The organism is Anabaena sp. FACHB-1391 (assembly GCF_014696755.1).
Classification (GTDB): domain Bacteria; phylum Cyanobacteriota; class Cyanobacteriia; order Cyanobacteriales; family Nostocaceae; genus Dolichospermum; species Dolichospermum planctonicum.
In genome coordinates, this window is record NZ_JACJQS010000022.1 from 1 (window position 1) to 16,443 (window position 16,443).

The 16,443-nt window shown below is 37.6% G+C and carries 17 protein-coding genes and 1 pseudogene; 5 read left to right on the top strand and 13 right to left on the bottom strand.

Going from position 1 to position 16,443, the window contains the following annotated elements; all coding sequences use genetic code 11:
* Nucleotides 1-122, bottom strand: a pseudogene (locus H6F62_RS11995) (photosystem II D2 protein (photosystem q(a) protein)); the annotation flags it as partial.
* A gap of 467 nt (nt 123-589) precedes the next feature.
* Between H6F62_RS11995 and H6F62_RS12000 the strand changes: the two are divergent.
* The 3 genes from H6F62_RS12000 (at nt 590) to H6F62_RS12010 (ending at nt 3,522) form a co-directional block, all read left to right on the top strand.
* Nucleotides 590-1,159, top strand: coding sequence for a photosystem I assembly protein Ycf4 (locus H6F62_RS12000; protein ID WP_028082775.1), 570 nt, complete (start codon nt 590-592; stop codon nt 1,157-1,159).
* A 330-nt stretch (nt 1,160-1,489) separates the two neighbouring features.
* Complete coding sequence (locus H6F62_RS12005) at nt 1,490-2,242, top strand: peptidylprolyl isomerase (RefSeq protein WP_137907838.1); 753 nt, start codon at nt 1,490-1,492, stop codon at nt 2,240-2,242.
* Between the two features lie 134 nt (nt 2,243-2,376).
* Complete coding sequence (locus H6F62_RS12010) at nt 2,377-3,522, top strand: beta-ketoacyl-ACP synthase (protein ID WP_137907859.1); 1,146 nt, start codon at nt 2,377-2,379, stop codon at nt 3,520-3,522.
* A gap of 50 nt (nt 3,523-3,572) precedes the next feature.
* Here the strand turns inward: H6F62_RS12010 and H6F62_RS12015 are convergent, their stop codons facing one another.
* Nucleotides 3,573-3,884 (bottom strand): hypothetical protein, encoded by a 312-nt coding sequence (locus tag H6F62_RS12015; RefSeq protein WP_137907839.1) that lies wholly within the window; start codon nt 3,882-3,884, stop codon nt 3,573-3,575.
* A 149-nt stretch (nt 3,885-4,033) separates the two neighbouring features.
* On the opposite strand from H6F62_RS12015, the gene H6F62_RS12020 reads away from it, so the two are divergent.
* Nucleotides 4,034-4,861 (top strand): class I SAM-dependent methyltransferase, encoded by an 828-nt coding sequence (locus tag H6F62_RS12020; RefSeq protein WP_137907840.1) that lies wholly within the window; start codon nt 4,034-4,036, stop codon nt 4,859-4,861.
* Between the two features lie 53 nt (nt 4,862-4,914).
* On the opposite strand, the gene gcvH is transcribed toward H6F62_RS12020, so the two are convergent.
* Nucleotides 4,915-5,304, bottom strand: a complete 390-nt coding sequence (gene gcvH, locus H6F62_RS12025; protein WP_190372144.1) for a glycine cleavage system protein GcvH — start codon at nt 5,302-5,304, stop codon at nt 4,915-4,917.
* Nucleotides 5,305-5,424: 120 nt separating this feature from the next.
* Entirely contained in the window at nt 5,425-6,561 is a 1,137-nt protein-coding gene (gene gcvT, locus H6F62_RS12030) for a glycine cleavage system aminomethyltransferase GcvT (RefSeq protein WP_190372145.1), read from the bottom strand.
* 274 nt (nt 6,562-6,835) lie between these two features.
* Here gcvT and H6F62_RS12035 point away from each other — a divergent pair, with 274 nt between their 5' ends.
* Nucleotides 6,836-7,333 carry a pentapeptide repeat-containing protein gene (locus H6F62_RS12035; protein ID WP_137907860.1) on the top strand — a complete coding sequence of 166 codons (498 nt, stop codon included), beginning with the start codon at nt 6,836-6,838 and terminating at the stop codon, nt 7,331-7,333.
* Between the two features lie 85 nt (nt 7,334-7,418).
* On the opposite strand, the gene H6F62_RS12040 is transcribed toward H6F62_RS12035, so the two are convergent.
* The 9 genes from H6F62_RS12040 to trmD form a co-directional block, all read right to left on the bottom strand.
* Nucleotides 7,419-8,237 (bottom strand): alpha/beta hydrolase, encoded by an 819-nt coding sequence (locus tag H6F62_RS12040; RefSeq protein WP_190372146.1) that lies wholly within the window; start codon nt 8,235-8,237, stop codon nt 7,419-7,421.
* An 88-nt stretch (nt 8,238-8,325) separates the two neighbouring features.
* Nucleotides 8,326-8,820 (bottom strand): NUDIX hydrolase, encoded by a 495-nt coding sequence (locus H6F62_RS12045; RefSeq protein WP_137907843.1) that lies wholly within the window; start codon nt 8,818-8,820, stop codon nt 8,326-8,328.
* 571 nt (nt 8,821-9,391) lie between these two features.
* The gene (gene argH, locus H6F62_RS12050; RefSeq protein ID WP_190372147.1) at nt 9,392-10,780 is read right to left on the bottom strand and encodes an argininosuccinate lyase; all 1,389 of its coding nucleotides are present in this window, start codon (nt 10,778-10,780) and stop codon (nt 9,392-9,394) included.
* Nucleotides 10,781-11,030: 250 nt separating this feature from the next.
* On the bottom strand, nt 11,031-11,816 hold the full coding sequence (gene larB / locus H6F62_RS12055; protein ID WP_137907845.1) for a nickel pincer cofactor biosynthesis protein LarB: 786 nt from the start codon (nt 11,814-11,816) through the stop codon (nt 11,031-11,033).
* A 57-nt stretch (nt 11,817-11,873) separates the two neighbouring features.
* Entirely contained in the window at nt 11,874-13,658 is a 1,785-nt protein-coding gene (locus tag H6F62_RS12060) for an ABC transporter substrate-binding protein (protein ID WP_137907846.1), read from the bottom strand.
* 25 nt (nt 13,659-13,683) lie between these two features.
* Complete coding sequence (locus H6F62_RS12065) at nt 13,684-14,319, bottom strand: PIN domain-containing protein (RefSeq protein WP_137907847.1); 636 nt, start codon at nt 14,317-14,319, stop codon at nt 13,684-13,686.
* Nucleotides 14,320-14,354: 35 nt separating this feature from the next.
* Nucleotides 14,355-14,891: a hypothetical protein gene (locus H6F62_RS12070; protein ID WP_137907848.1), complete on the bottom strand. Its 537-nt coding sequence runs from the start codon at nt 14,889-14,891 to the stop codon at nt 14,355-14,357.
* Nucleotides 14,892-14,917: 26 nt separating this feature from the next.
* On the bottom strand, nt 14,918-15,400 hold the full coding sequence (ispF, locus tag H6F62_RS12075) for a 2-C-methyl-D-erythritol 2,4-cyclodiphosphate synthase (protein WP_190372148.1): 483 nt from the start codon (nt 15,398-15,400) through the stop codon (nt 14,918-14,920).
* 123 nt (nt 15,401-15,523) lie between these two features.
* Nucleotides 15,524-16,234 (bottom strand): tRNA (guanosine(37)-N1)-methyltransferase TrmD, encoded by a 711-nt coding sequence (gene trmD, locus H6F62_RS12080; RefSeq protein ID WP_137907851.1) that lies wholly within the window; start codon nt 16,232-16,234, stop codon nt 15,524-15,526.
* Nucleotides 16,235-16,443: the final 209 nt, after the last annotated feature.

Sequence of the window (16,443 nt, forward strand, 5' to 3'; positions counted from 1 at the left end):
AAGGCGCAGGGGAATAGTAATATTCCTGACCAACCTACGAATACAAAGCGATCGCGCTTTAACCAGTCGTCTAATACGTCAAACCACCCTCTACTGGGGGCGCGTCCAACTGCGATGGTCATTTGACTACAATCCTTGGTTTTTTACTAAAATTGCTACGTTTTTTAAGCTGTGTTCCGGCGATTCTACCAATTTATGGTAACTACCGTAAGAAATTCAACGTTTTTTCCAATCTCAGCAGCCTTTGAGAATGTGAGATTGTGAGAACTGACTACTTAAAAAAGTCATCACTTCTTTAGAATTATGTCATGTTCAGCCACCATTAACCAGTAATCTGGGTTTTGTTAGCTTAATGATTCTTAACTTATCACATTCACCGGGGTTTGCGCTGGATACGGGCAAGAAAATTAAATATTTACTATCTCCAATCCTATCAATATCAGAATTTTAACAATTTGACACAAGTTTTCTCAGAATCAGAAGACAGAAAAAATTCTCCCTTATCCCCCAAAGCCCATAATATCCTTGATAACTTGCAATTAAGACGGCTTGAGTGTCAAACTTGAGAAAGATAGTCCAAGGTAGTTTCATGACGGTATCAACAACGATTAACAAAGGCGAGAACCTTCTCTATCAAAAGGTTCTGGGTTCACGTCGGTTCAGCAACTACTGGTGGGCAACTATTGTTACTATGGGAGCCAGTGGTTTTTTCTTAGCTAGTATCTCCAGTTATCTCAAGGTTAATTTACTCATAGTTACTGATCCCACCCAACTGATATTTGTCCCTCAAGGATTGGTGATGGGATTATACGGTGCTGCTGGCTTGCTATTAGCCTTATATCTGTGGCTGGTGATCTTATGGGATTTAGGCGGCGGCTATAATGAGTTCAATCGGGAAACGGGGAAATTAAAAATCTTTCGCTGGGGTTTTCCGGGGAAAAACCGTGAAATCCAAATTGACGGACGTATCCAAGATGTACAATCCGTGCGTATTGTGATTAAGGAAGGTCTTAATCCTCAACGCGCTTTGTATCTCCGGCTTAAGGGTAGACGGGATATTCCCCTCACCAGAGTGGGTCAACCCTTGTCTTTGGCTGATTTGGAAACTCAAGGTGCCCAATTAGCTCGTTTTTTGGGAGTATCCTTAGAAGGACTCTAGAAATTTTGGATTTTGGATTTTGGATTGCTGATCAATCAATAATGATCATGCTCGATCTGATCAGAGTTGTTTTCACGGTTTAAAATCCAAAATTCCACATTTCTGCCAGAAAAGATCGGATGCTTTGAGGATTTACGCAAAACTGAAGGAAAGTAGAGGTAATTCATGTAGCAAGATCCCGCAGGATATTACCCCTACCGAGGAATAGGTTTTTAAGTTTTTTTAGTCCACTGAGGTACGCGGTTCATTCCTGATTCCTGTACCTAAGTAGGATAGGAAATGCTATATATCTTCCGTAAGTCCTAACTTTGATTGATTCAGTCACTAACAATGCAATTAAAATTTCCACAATTTTTTGTAGCTTGGTTGATTATTTTTGCTTTGACTTTGGGAGGATGTACGAGCGGTATAGAATCTTCTAATACATCCCCAACTTCAACAGCTACTACAAGCACAGAAACAGTATCAAAAACTACTAATGAGAGTATTCCCAGTATCAAAGATTTACCACGGCTCGAAGGTAAAGCTACAGTGGTGATGACAGTGAATGGCGCACCAATTACGATTGAATTAGATGGCATAAATGCGCCAATTACTGCGGGTAATTTCGTGGATTTAGTGCAAAAAGGTGTTTATGATGGTTTAGTATTTCATCGCGTTGTCCGTGATCCTCAACCTTTTGTCGCTCAAGGTGGAGATCCACAAAGCAAAGACCCGAAATTTCCTGCCAATAGACTGGGAACAGGTGGTTATATTGATGCTAAAACTGGGAGTGAGCGCCGTATACCTTTAGAAATTAAGCCCAAAGGCGCAAATGAGCCTATTTACAGTCAGACAATTACTGAGAAGCCAGAGTTACAGCATAAGCAAGGATCGATCGCTATGGCCCGATCACAAATGCCTGATTCTGCTTCTTCTCAATTCTACTTCGCTTTAGCAGATTTATCATTTTTGGATGGTAATTATGCTGTATTCGGTAATGTAACTGAAGGCTTTGATGTAGTTAATAACATTAAACAAGGCGATCGCATTGAGTCGGCAAAAGTCACCCAGGGTGCGGAAAATCTGAAAAGTCCTGAGTAGTCATTGGTCATTAGTCAGTGGGAAACATCATTGATAATTGGATTTTATTCCCCATTTTTCAAGTATTCCCACTGCTGACTTGTCACTTGTGAATTTTGACATCAAATCTCAAATCTCAAATCTCAAATCTCAAATTGGTTAAGGTTGTTGTTACTGGTATTGGTTTAGTTTCTGCTTTAGGCAAAAATCTGGAAGATAGTTGGCAAAATCTACTAATTGCTAAAACTGGGATTAAATTACATCAACTATTTCCAGAATTGGGGGTGATTCCTTTAGGCTTAATTGCTGAAAAACCTACGACGTTAAGCGCCATAACGGAAATAGTTGTGACATCAGCTTTACAAGATGCCCAATTAGTACCGCCTTTACCTGATTGTGCTGTAGTCATTGGTTCTAGTCGTGGTTATCAAGCGTCCTGGGAAATGATGGCGCAAAACATACATGAACAAGCGGGAGGAGCAAATTTAGACAATTGGTTAAACACTTTACCCCAAATGAATGCGATCGCTGTGGCCCGACAAATAGGAGCATCAGGGGCAATTCTAGCACCAATGGGCGCTTGTGCAACAGGAATTTGGGCGATCGCTCAAGCTGCTATGTTAATTAAAAGCGGTGAGTATCAAATAGCGATAGCTGGTGCAGTAGAAGCAGCTATTACACCTCTAACAATTGCCGGATTTCAGCAAATGGGGGCTTTAGGGAAAACAGGAGCATATCCCTTTGATTTATACCGGGAAGGCTTAGTATTAGGTGAAGGTGGTGCTGTATTTATCCTCGAATCTGGGGAGTTGGCAAGTCAACGTCAAACCAAGGTTTATGGGGAAATATTAGGTTTTGGCTTGACAGCGGACGCATATCATGGTATATCTCCAGAACCAGAGGGCAAAAGTGCTATGGTCGCAATTAAGCAATGTTTAGAACGTAGTCAGATGACAGCAGCAGCTATAGACTACATTCATACCCATGGTACAGCTACCCAATTAAATGACCGCATGGAAAGTAAAATTATCCAAAGTTTATTTCCAGCAAAATTAGCAATTAGTTCTACTAAAGGTAGCACAGGTCACACATTGGGAGCATCGGGGGCTTTAGGTGTAGCGTTTTCACTAATGGCATTGCGGAATAATATATTACCTCCCTGTGTAGGACTTCAGCAACCAGAATTTAATTTAAACTTGATTAGATCAGCACAAGAAAGTAAAATTAAGAATGTTCTGTGTTTTAGCTTTGGTTTTGGTGGACAAAATGCTGTTATAGCTTTAGGAAATCTGAAAACCTGATATTCTACTAGTGAGATTTTTTTAGCTGATTAATTACTGTATATTACCAGTTAATGGCGATCGCGTTTTAAATTAAAAATAACTTTTTCTAAATACCACTTGGTTGATTTACCTGGATGCTTATTTTGTTCATGTCTCAAAAGTCTTTCTGCAGTTACATTATCTGATTGTAATAGCATTAATAATTGTTTCCAAAGCCTTTTTTCTGCACTTCCAAAAGTGAAACGATTGGGATCTAATTTTCCGGTTTTTTGAGCCTTAGATATACGCCGTTTTTGGCTACGAATTACAGATATTGCAAAAAACAAGGCCGTTATTATTAGAATTAGCCAAAGGGATAAAATCAAGGTGTACATATTCAAGGAAATTAGTATAATTAATTACAAAATATAGGAATTATCTAAATATATACATCCGTAAATATTCTGATTTTATTTAGCTTAAAATTAGACAATCAAGCCAGAAATTCCCGACTTACTTAAATTTATTAAAGTTAACTTAAGGATAAGTTATGAAAGAATTTAAAATACTTAAAAACTTATATTCTCAAGATTTAGAAACCAGAAAAAATTGGTATTCCAACGTAGCAGAAGCTTATAATAAATTCAGACCTTGCTATCCAGAAGAAATTATTAATGGTGCTATAGAAATAGCTCAAATTTCCCCAAAAGCTAATATCCTAGAATTAGGTTGTGGACCAGGAAACGCAACTTTAGCATTTGCTAAATTAGGCTTTTCTATGATTTGTCTAGAACCGAGTTTAGCAGCTTGTCATTTAGCAAGAAAAAACTGTGAAATGTACCCACAGGTAGAAATTCAGCAGACCACTTTTGAAGAATGGGAACTAGAACCTGGAAAATTTGATGCTGTTTTAGCAGCAACTTCTTTTCATTGGATTAATCCTAAATCTGGTAATATCAGAATTGCAGAAGCTTTAAAAAACGACGGCGCTTTAATTTTGCTTTGGAATATGACTCCCCAACCAGAATATGAAATATATCAAATTTTCCGGGAAATTTATCAAAAGTATGCTCCATTTTTAGATAGGTACGAAGATATAAAAACTCAAAAACAGATAGTTGAAAAATTAGGACAAATAGCTATTAATTCAGGTAAATTTAAAAATCTAGTTTCTGAACAAATAGTATGTAAAGCTAATTATTATATTGATGATTTTCTACTACTTTTAAGCACTTATACACCTTACCTAAAACTAGATATAGAAACCAGAAGTTGTTTATTTACAGAATTAAGAAAAAAGATAGAAAACAACTTAAGAGGAAATATTCAAATCACTTATATCTCAGCCTTTCAGGTTGCTAAAAAAGCTGAGATATAGTTTAACTGATACCATTCCTCTTGATTTTCCGGAATGTATAAATGTGAAACTACTTACATACCCTCTACCAAAGTCTGATATTGTTTTGCTGTAAGAGAGTCCTCTATTTCAGCAGCATCATTAGCGCGCACTTTAATGAACCAGCCTTCGCCATAGGGATCATCCGCTACTTGTTCTGGAGCGTTTATTAAAGCTTCATTACGTTCTATGACTGTGCCACTAACAGGTGAATTAAGTGTTTCCACGGCTTTTACGGATTCAATAGTACCAAAGGTATCTCCCTTGGTAATAGTATCACCAATGTCTGGTAGTTCTAAAAAGACAATATCACCCAATTGTTCTATAGCAAACTGAGTAATACCGATAGTAGCAATGTCGTCATCCAGACGAACATATTCATGGGAATCTAAGTATCGCAAATTCTGGGGATATTCAGAAGACATATCACTTTCTCTTCAATATTAAAACAATAGTGTGACGAGCGTAACCTAAACTCATTATTCCTCAAAAACCTCAAAGATTATACTATATTCCTCTACTTGACTGAAGTGGGAAATGCTATATCACTTAATAACACGATTTTTTGAGCGATAAAATGGGCGTTTCACAACTACAGCGGGGTAAGCTTTACCGCGAATTTCCACTTCTAGCTGTTGTTTGACCGTTGCTAACTGACTGGGAACATAGGCCAAAGCTATGGGATAACCAAGTGTCAGGGATAGAGTACCACTTGTTACTTCTCCTACGACTTTACCCAGTGATAATACATGGTAGCCGTGACGGGGAATATTCCGTCCTTCCGTTTGTAAACCTACGAGTTTACGCGGTACTCCTTCGGCTTTTTGCTGTATTAAAACTTCCCTTCCTATAAAATCACCTTTAGTATCTAAATGTACTAACCAACCTAAACCAGCCTCTAGAGGTGTAATGGTATCATCAATGTCTTGTCCATAAAGTGCCATTGCAGCTTCTAAGCGCAGGGTGTCTCTACAACCAAGTCCACAGGGAACAACACCAACATTATATAGATTTTGCCACAAGTCTATACCCACAGCGGAATCTACCATGACCTCAAAACCATCTTCTCCTGTATAACCTGTCCGAGCGAGAAATGCGTATTTTCCGAAAATGGTTGTTTCTAAATGTCCAAAAGCCTTAATTGCTGATAAATCCTCTGTGACTAAAGATTGAAGATGATTAGTAGCTGTTGGACCTTGAACAGCAATTAAAATTTTATCCCGTGAAAGGTCTTGAAATTCAACTGTATTTGGATCAAGATGCGCTAATATCCATGTTTTATCTTTATCAGTGGTTGCAGCGTTGACGATAATTACAACCTTTTGCGTATCAAAACTGTCTGCACCTTGGTAGTAAATAATGATGTCGTCAACAATTCCACCTTGATGGTTTAGTAAAACGGTATATTGTGCTTGTCCAGGTTGTAAACGACTTAAATCTGAAGGAACTAAATACTCAAGTTGGGAAATCAGGTTCTGACCTTGGAGGATAAATTTACCCATGTGAGAAATATCGAACATTCCCGCCGTATTTCTAACACTGTGGTGTTCTTCTATGATACTACTATATTGTATGGGCATTTCCCAGCCACCAAAGCTGGTAAATTTGGCTTTAAGTTCTACACCCATTTGATATAAAGGGGTTCGCGCTAGAGATTGGTTTGTATTTTCTGGATTAGCCACAGGTAGGTAGTTATATTTACGTGGAATAGGAATTCAAAAATTTATACATGAAAGACCTGAAAACTTGACTCCTTTATTAAACCTCTCCCCGTGGAGAGGAGAGACTCAGAACCTTTCAAACCCAGTTTTTAGTCAAAAGCAAGTAGAGTTTCTCACTATTTTGAGTATATCTATCCTAGTGGACAGCTTCTAATTTAGCAGAGAATTACTTCTGACTCCTTCCTGCGGTTTAATGATTAATAGTGGAATTGTTGAGATTTATTAAGCAAAGATGATCAAGTATCGCCCAATATTGGCTAGTATGATTTTAGCCTTGGTGTTGTTTGTTTTCCCTTTATCAGCCCAAGCTGCAAGTTCTTCTAATGTTACTAGTTTTAACATGAATCAGGGAGTCGCGGGAAAGGACTATTCTGGTCAAAGTTTAATTAGAACTGAGTTTACAAATGTGAAATTAGGGAATAGTAACTTTAGTAATGCTGATTTGCGGGGTGCTGTTTTTAATGGTTCTTTATTAGAAGGTGCAAATTTACATGGCATTGATTTTACTGAAGGTATTTCCTATTTAACAAGATTTAAAACCGCTGATTTAAGTGATGCTGTGTTGAAAGATGCAATGATGTTGCGTTCTACCTTTGATGATGTTAATATTACTGGTGCTGATTTTACCAATGCAATTTTAGATATGGTACAGGTGAAAAAACTCTGTATTAACGCCAGTGGTGTAAATTCTAAAACAGGTGTAGATACTCGTCAATCTTTAGGATGTAAATAAATATACTTATCCCCTTCACTACGGAGAAGGGGTTTTCAGAAAAACTTAGTAATTCTAAATTTTAGTAATTCTAAATTATGGTTCTTCAGTATTGACTAATACTGATAAAATCCCAAATAGCTTCGGCCACAACATCAGGACAAGATTCTGGTAAATTACTTTCTCCATGGGTAATATTATGTAACTTAATATTGGGAATTAGTCGAGCATAAGTATTACTTCTAGATATAGCAATGGCGGTATCTTCACCACTTTGTAAAATTAAACAGGGAAATTTAATATTAGGCAGGTGTTTTTCTAAAAATTCTGCTTCTATTTCTGGTTTTTTGCGGTTAAAAAGTAAGTGAGAGGCTGTAGGGTAATCTAACAAAGTTTTTCTTAATTCTAAATCCTTAGTGATTTTTTCTTCCCAACCAATCAATTTAATTAAAGGAATAATTAAGCGTAAAAATTTAATTACCCATGGTGGACAATTCAATAAGCACCGTCTTTTTTCCCAATACTGTTTTTGTCCTTCTGCTGCTACACCCTCCGGGGATAACAGTATCAAACCATATATTTGTTCTGGATATTTTACAGCATAACTAGCAGCAATCCAACCTCCTAAAGAATTACCAACTAAATAGACTTTTTCTAATTTTAAAGCCTCTAGAAAATCAGCTAAACACTCCACTTGTAAATCTATAGAATGGTGAATATTAGGATTTGCTGATTCACCAAAACCTAATAAATCTAGTGCAAAACAATGGATACCCTCCGCTATTGATTCCATTGTTGATACCCATTCGCTACCATCATTCCATGCACCATGCAGAAAAACCACGGGTATTCCATTACCAACCTCGCGCCAGAATAATATCCCTTGAGAAAGTTTTCTGCGGGAGTTGCGAAATAAAATATTCATTTTAATACTCATTTACTCATTTTTGTAATTCCTAATTAATAGACTTTGGATTTAATTTTCAAACCCAAAATCTTCAATTTTCCATCTTTTACGCAAGAGTTGTTAAGCCATTTAAATAGTCTTGTAACTGACGAGAATGATCATGAGACATATCTGGTTGTGGTAGAGAACTAAGGGGAAAAGCTTGGATTTCCATAACTTCTAAATTATCTTTTATGGCCATTTTTCCTGCGACTTCGGCTTCCACAACAATACAGATAGAATGAATACGAGGATCACGATCTGGTGACGAGTAAACTCCCACTAAACGGCGAATTTCGACTAATTCTAGCCCCGTTTCCTCCATTAACTCCCGACAGACTGCATGGGGAACATCTTCTCCCCAATCCACCATACCACCCGGTAATGACCAACAACCATCATCCTTTCTTCTAATTAACACAATTTGACCATCAGGTAAAATAGGGATAATGCTTGTACCTGTAATGGGATGGCGAAATATAATACCCAGTATAGTTTGCCCAAAGTGCCATAAGCTACGTGTGGACTGAATCATTGACTTAAAAAAAATAAGAATGTTCAAAGTTCAAATTCCCTCATTATATTTTAGAACAAGAAACCCGTCCAGAACTACCTATTACCTATCACTTACCCAAATTTAGCTTGACATCAGACTTTTTAATAAGATATAATGGTATGCTGTTCAAAGTGTATTGATTGCAGCACTAGGCTAAAAAAGTATATCAATAATATCGGTAGCTAATATGGCCTAAGTCATGCCTAGATGCCATTTTTTTGTTGTTTATTCATGAGGTGAATATGGCAAAGCGCCGTAACCCGAAGAAAGAGAAGGCGCTACGAAACCAGGCCTACGCCAGAAAGTTTCGTAAACGGACTACTACAGGTAGAATGGGCAGAAGATTCCAGCAAAGATCGCCCAAGAGTGAAGAGGACGAAGGCACAGGGGCAGCAGCAATGGACGCTGCTGATTAATGTATCTGGTTAAATTTTACTCTTTCATATTTTGAATTTTTGGGGTGTACACTAGTACACCCTTACTTGTGTGATTAGTCAGTAGTGCGTTGTTCGTTGTCATTTGTCAAAAGTGAATTACCAATTACCAATTACCCATTACCAATTCCCTGAATTGAAAATTATTTTCCGCTGAGTTGAGTCCGGGCATTAATAATAGCCTCTCTAACTTGAAAAAACCCTGTGCCTCCATAGCTATTGCGGGCTGCAACAACTTGACGAGGGGCTATAGCTTCATAAATATCCGCTGCAAAGGCAGGATGAATTTCTTGCCACTCTTCTAACTGCAAATCTTTAAGTAGTTTATCGGCAGCAATACTGGTTTTCACGACTTTACCAACAATATTATAAGCTTCTCGGAAGGGTACACCACGGGCAGCGAGATAATCTGCAACATCTGTAGCATTAGCAAAGTCCTCTGTAACCGCTGTTGCTAATCGCTGATGACGAAATTCTAAACCTTCTTGCAGTAAAATTGTCATTGCCTCTAAACAGGCTTTAACTGTGTTCACGCTGTCAAAGATACCTTCTTTGTCTTCCTGTAGGTCTTTGTTATAAGCCAGTGGTAAACCCTTCATAATCACTAACATGGCTTGCAAATGACCAAATACCCGCCCTGTTTTCCCTCTGACTAATTCTGGTACGTCGGGGTTTTTCTTTTGGGGCATAATGCTAGAACCTGTAGCACAGCTATCTTTAAGGGTGACAAAACGAAATTCTTCTGAAGCCCACAAAATCACTTCCTCGGAAAGACGGCTGAGGTGAACCATGATTATACTAGCAGCACAGAGAAATTCTATGGCAAAATCCCGATCGCTCACCCCGTCCAAGCTATTAGCATAAACGTGATCAAAATGCAATAAATTGGCTGTATAGTGGCGGTCAATAGGAAAAGTTGTTCCCGCTAAAGCCCCACAACCCAAAGGGGAGATATTCACTCGGCTATAAACGTCTGCTAACCGTTCCCAGTCCCGTTGTGCCATCTGAAAGTATGCTAGTAAATGATGTGCTAAACTCACGGGTTGAGCCCGTTGCAGGTGGGTATAACCAGGAATCAGCGTTTCTACATTTTTTTCGGCTATATCTAGTATAACCCCTTGAAACTCCCGCAATTGCTGGCGAATTTGTTGAATTTGATCCCGGAGGTACAATCTAGTATCAGTACCTACTTGATCATTGCGAGAACGGGCTGTGTGTAGCTTTTTACCGACATCCCCGACAATTTCCGTTAGTCGCTTTTCTACAGCAAAATGCACATCTTCGGAGTCAATACCGGGCTGAAATTGTCCCTGGTGGTATTCTTGACGAATTTGTTCTAAACCTGTAAATAGTATTTCCCCTTCTTCATGGGAAATTATCCCCGTGTGAGCTAACATTTTAGCATGAGCTTGAGAACCAGTAATATCATATTCGATAAGTTCAATATCAAAACCTATACTGGCATTAAAGCGAGCGATCGCCGGATGTAGCGCGGACTCAAACCGCTGACTCCAAGTTTGTTTTTTGGTCATAAATCTGAAGAGAGGAAGAATGTGCTAATAGATATTAAATAGATATTAGAGGATGTTTCTAAAGTCTAAACTAATACATGATTTGGCCTTTGTAAACCTTGATTTTCCCTTATTTCCACTCAAGGAGGACTTTACTGGTGTAGTAGCGTTCCGCAGGTGAAAACAGGAATTTTATCACCAATTACCACTTACCTATTACCAGTCTCAACTAGATAACTAGCAACTTGGGTTATTTTACCTTGTTATCTGACTATGTTTCTGCTGTCAAGCGTAATTTTTCTGAAGTTCTTAAAATTTGTCCCGCTAAAACCGCTGCACCAAAGCCATTATCTATATTTACCACACCTATACCAGCAGCGCAAGAATTGAGCATTGTCAATAGAGGTGCTAAACCGGAAAAACTTGCACCATAACCAATACTAGTAGGAACAGCAATCACTGGACAATCTGCCAAACCAGCTACTACACTAGGTAAAGCCCCTTCCATACCTGCTACGACAATTAATACTGACGCTGATTCTAATAGGTGACGGTTACTGAGTAAACGGTGTATTCCCGCTACACCTACATCCCAAAGACGCTGTACAGAGAAACCAGAAAGTTCAGCAGTGACAGCCGCTTCTTCAGCAACAGCTAAATCAGCAGTACCAGCGGAAAGAATGCCGATTTTACCACGGAATTTGACTTCAATTACCGAGGGAACAATGGCACAGATTCGGGCTTGTTCATAATATTGTATACTTCTAACTTTTTTTTGAATTGCGGAATATACTTGAGGTTCTATACGAGTAGCCATGACTACAGAAGTCCGATGTCGCATTACCTCCATAATTTGAGCAATTTGTTCCGGTGTTTTACCAGGTCCCCAAATTACCTCCGGGAAACCGGTTCTTAATTGACGGTGGTGGTCTATTTTAGCAAACTCACCTACAGATTGATAGGCTAAATCTTTGAGGGAGTCGAAGGCTATCTCTGGGGTTATTTTACCATTAGCGACGGATTCTAAGAGCGATCGCAAATTTTCGGGTTGAGTCATGGGATTTTGGATTTTGGATTTTAGATTTTAGAGTTCTCTTATTCAGTCAACAGTTAACTATTTCGTAACTTTAATTTCATGAATATTCCAAAAAGCACCACCAAGAGCGGAAAATTGGATACCTTGAAACCGGTTCCGAATTCCTGACATAGCGTAGGAATTAACCAAATAAATAAAAGGTAAATATTCCTGGGTTAATTGCTGACTTTCCCAATAAATTTCTTTAACTTTCTCTTCATCAAATTCCTGCGCCCCTTGAATATAAAGATCATTAATTTTGATTTCCCAAGGTGTAACTTCTCTCCCTTCAATTGGTTTCTGTCCGGCTTGAGGTTTTTGATTAAACATATGTAAACCTCCTTCAGGTGACCACACATTTGCACCATCATTTGGTTCTAAACCCCCTGTTAAGCCTATTAAACAAGCATCCCAATCTAAAGTATTAGAAAGTTTGTCTATAAAGGTATTCCAAGCCAAAGGTGTGAAATCTACTTGAATACCGATTTTACTTAAATCCTGTTTAATTTGTGAACCCATTGATTCTCGAATTTTATTCCCAGCATTTGTTAATAATGCAAATCTCACCTCATTACCTTGATCATCTAGTAAGAGATTTTTGTCATTATATTTGAATCCGGCTTGTAGTAGTAATTGTTTAGCTTTATCGGGATTATATTTGTAAACCTTCAAGCCTTTTTCTGGTGGTAAAAAATAAGGACTTTGGACAGAAATAGGAGAATCTTGAGGTGTACCTAAACCACGAAAAGTATTATTTAACATGGTTTGTCTATCAATAGCATAGGCTACAGCCTGACGAAATTGGACATTATTAAACCATTTAGATTTAATAGGATCAACTAATGGCTTATCATTTCTTGTTCCCTTATTTAAATTAAAAGACATAAAGGAAGTAGTAGAACTAGGACCACCATTATATATTTTAAAGTTACCTTGTTTTTCTTGAACTTTTAATAGAGAAAAATAATCAGGGGAAACCCCAATAGCATCTAAATCTCCAGAGCGAAATTGGAGTAAAGCCGTATCAGTTGATTCGACAATTTGCCAAATTATCCGTTCAATATATGGTTGGGATTTACCTTGAACATCTTTACGCCAATAATAGGGGTTACGACGAAAAATTATCCGTTGACTTGTATCATATCTTTCCAGTTTGTAAGGTCCATTAACAATCAGTTCTTCAGGAGGAGTATCAACACCCCATTTACTTAAAAACTCTAGTTTACCATCTTTATTTTTGGTTTTGACTGATTTTTCTAAGATATGAGCAGGTAAAATAGACGATCCTGTACTCAGCAAAAAAGGTCTAAATGGTTCAGGTACACTAAATTCTACTCTCCTATTATCTATTTTTTTAACTGTTGGTAATTTGCGATCTTTCCCCACTCTTAAAACATCTCTAGTGTCTGTGGGTATGTCTTGATTTAGATAAATATCATTGTAGGTAAAGACGACATCATCAACTGTTAATGGTTCTCCATCTGACCATTTTAAACCTTCGCGCATGGTAAAGGTTATTTTGGTTTTATCTGGTGATATTTCCCAAGATTTGGCTAATGCTCCTTCTATTTTACCGTCAATGGGATTTTGGGTTAATAGTCCCTCATAAGTGTAACCAAAAATATTTGGTGATTCGGAACTCAACGCAGCATTAAATGTTTTTGGATCACTAAGAATACTGGTTACTAATTGGGGTACTTGAGCGGTACTGGTTTTTAATTTGGTTGGGTTACAAGCGGTAATTCCTATTGCTGTAAAAGCAATGATTGTTATTAGTAATAAAAACCGTTTTGTGTGATTGAGTATTATTTTAGTTAATGTCATAGTTTCGGTAATTAAATAATTATTTTTAAGTTAATGAACGAGAGTTAAACCAATCGAGAAAATGCTGTGTCATTGTAAAATATCTGATTCCAGCATTGCGTAAAGCATATTTAACTTCAGGTTTATCAAAGTCTTTAGTATTGTTGCTGATAAAAGCCTTTTCTTGCCTAGGAGATGTAGGTAAAGTAGCATGATGAATAATAGTCCGTAAAATCAAGTTATCCATGAGATCATTGTTAACTAACATTTGTCCTGGTTGAGTTAAAATTGCACTACAAGTATCTTGTAGTATATGATTTTCTAGATATATACACTTGCTCTTAGCTTGTTGTCTATCTATTGCTCTGGAAAGACGAGTATCTAAATCGTTCAATAAATAGTTATTATCAATAATTGCTTGGTCTAAATTAACTGCTAGAGATTGAGCATGATTAGAAGAAAGATCGCGTCTAGCTTCCCGTCTTCTTTCATTCATTATTTTTGTGAAATTTGTTATTGCTTGCTTTTTCTGTTTAAATACTGCCATGGCTTCAATATAACAAATATTTGGTATATATATTTGAATAGAAGGTGGAGGATTAAATAATAGTAAATCTGCTTGTGGATCTTGTCCTTCTGCAATGGACATTAAGAAATTAGTTTCTATGTAAAGTATTGTCACCTGGATTCACCTAATAATTAACGTTGATTCTAATTTTATTCATCCTGTGTATAAGTATCTCCATCTTTCATTTTTTCCAATAACCCAATTTTGGATAATTCTTTTGTTCCTGGAGGTATTTCTGATTTCCAATGATATGCTAAATCTCTTAACCAAGCTTCTATAAGTGTTCTCAAGTATAAATACAATATTTTGCTATTGCTAAATTCTGGTTCATAATGGCTAAGAATATCCGCAGAAAACAGAGAAATGACGGGATTTAAAAGGTGTTCACTGTTTGATTTAAAAATAGTTATGTTCTGTAGGTTAGCTGACATGGCAAAGCGAATATCTTTTTCGGCATTCTGTAAATACAATTGTGTAACTTCTGATAACAATTTTTTGGACTGTCTTTCTTGTAACTGAATATCAACTAATAATGCAATTTCTTGATTTTTGTCTACTACAATAATATCTGGTTGAGAAAGGGAAAATAATTTTTCTAATTCCGTAGGTGAATTAGACAAAGTATTTTTGAGACTAGAAATAAGCCTCATTTTAATTAGTTCTTCTGGTTTTTCTAAACTAAACATTCTCTTATTCTCCTATTAGTTATCAATTAATCACCACTTACCAACAAAACCACTGCATAAGCACAAATCCCTTCTTCCCTCCCCGTTGGTCCAAGTTTTTCATTAGTGGTAGCTTTGACACCAATTTGATTTGGTTCTACTGCTAAAACTGCTGCTAATGTATCCCGCATTGAATTAATATGAGGTTTTAATTTGGGACGTTCAGCAACTACAACAGAATCAATATTGCCGATTTTCCAACCTTGATCAAGAATTAGCTGATTGACCTGTTTTAATAATACAAGACTATCAGCCCCAGCCCATTGGGGATCTGTGGGGGGAAAATAATGACCAATATCCCCTAGAGATAATGCTCCCAACATTGCGTCTATAATTGCGTGAGTGAGAACATCAGCGTCACTGTGTCCTAACAAACCGAGTTCATGGGGAATGTGAATACCGCCTAAAATTAAATTGCGATCGCTCACCAATCTGTGTATATCGTAGCCATTACCAATTCTAATGTTCATAGTTAGTTGTTATTTGTTAATGGGGGAATCTTCTCCCTGTTACCTGTTACCCGTCGCCTGTCACCTGTCACCTGTTACCTGTCACCTGTTACCTGTCACCTGTTACCTGTCACCTGTCACCTGTTACCTGTCGCCTGTTCCCTGTTCCCTCTCTTCTTGCCATTTTTTCAGTAAATCGGGACGACGTAAAGCAGTACGTTCAATTTGTTGTTGAAAACGCCAACGGGCTATTTTACCATGATTACCACTTAGTAACACATCTGGAACTTTCCAACCGCGAAAATTAGCAGGACGAGTATACTGGGGAAAATCTAACAAACTTTCTTCAAAACTTTCAGTTTTGAGAGATTCCTCCTTACCTACAGTTCCCGGTAACAGACGCATCACGCCATTAATCAAAGCCATAGAAGGAATTTCGCCCCCAGTCAGGATAAAATCTCCTAAGGACACCTCACGAGTTACTAAATTTAGTACCCTTTCATCTACTCCTTCATAGTGACCACAGATGATAACTAATTGGTCGTAATTCGTGGCTAATTCGCGCAGCAAGGGCTGGTTAATCGTTTGTCCTTGGGGACTCATGAAAATCACATCTCGACGGGCTAGAATGGGCAAAGACTCCACAGCAGCAAAAATAGGTTCTGGCTTCATCAACATTCCCACCCCGCCGCCATAGGGTTCATCATCTACTTTGTGGTGCTTATCGGTGGTAAAATCTCTAGGGTTAGTCAGATGCACCTGAGCAATCTGTTTAGCTAAGGCCTTACCCAATAAACCAGAATGGAGAATTGAAGTAAAACAGTCAGGAAAAAGTGTAACTATATCAAAACGCACAGTAATTCGTATTCGATAGAACTAATCTTAGTGGTAGATACTGAGCAAACACAATAACTAATAGCTTAGACTGGCCTAAGCCATAGAAACGGCTAAAATCAAGAAAAAATCTACCAATAGTATCTAAAAGTACCATAACTTTTAGTTCTTTGGTGAAATCAAAAGTTTTTCTAATCACTGGATTTGTGTTTAAATTGTGTTTAAATATT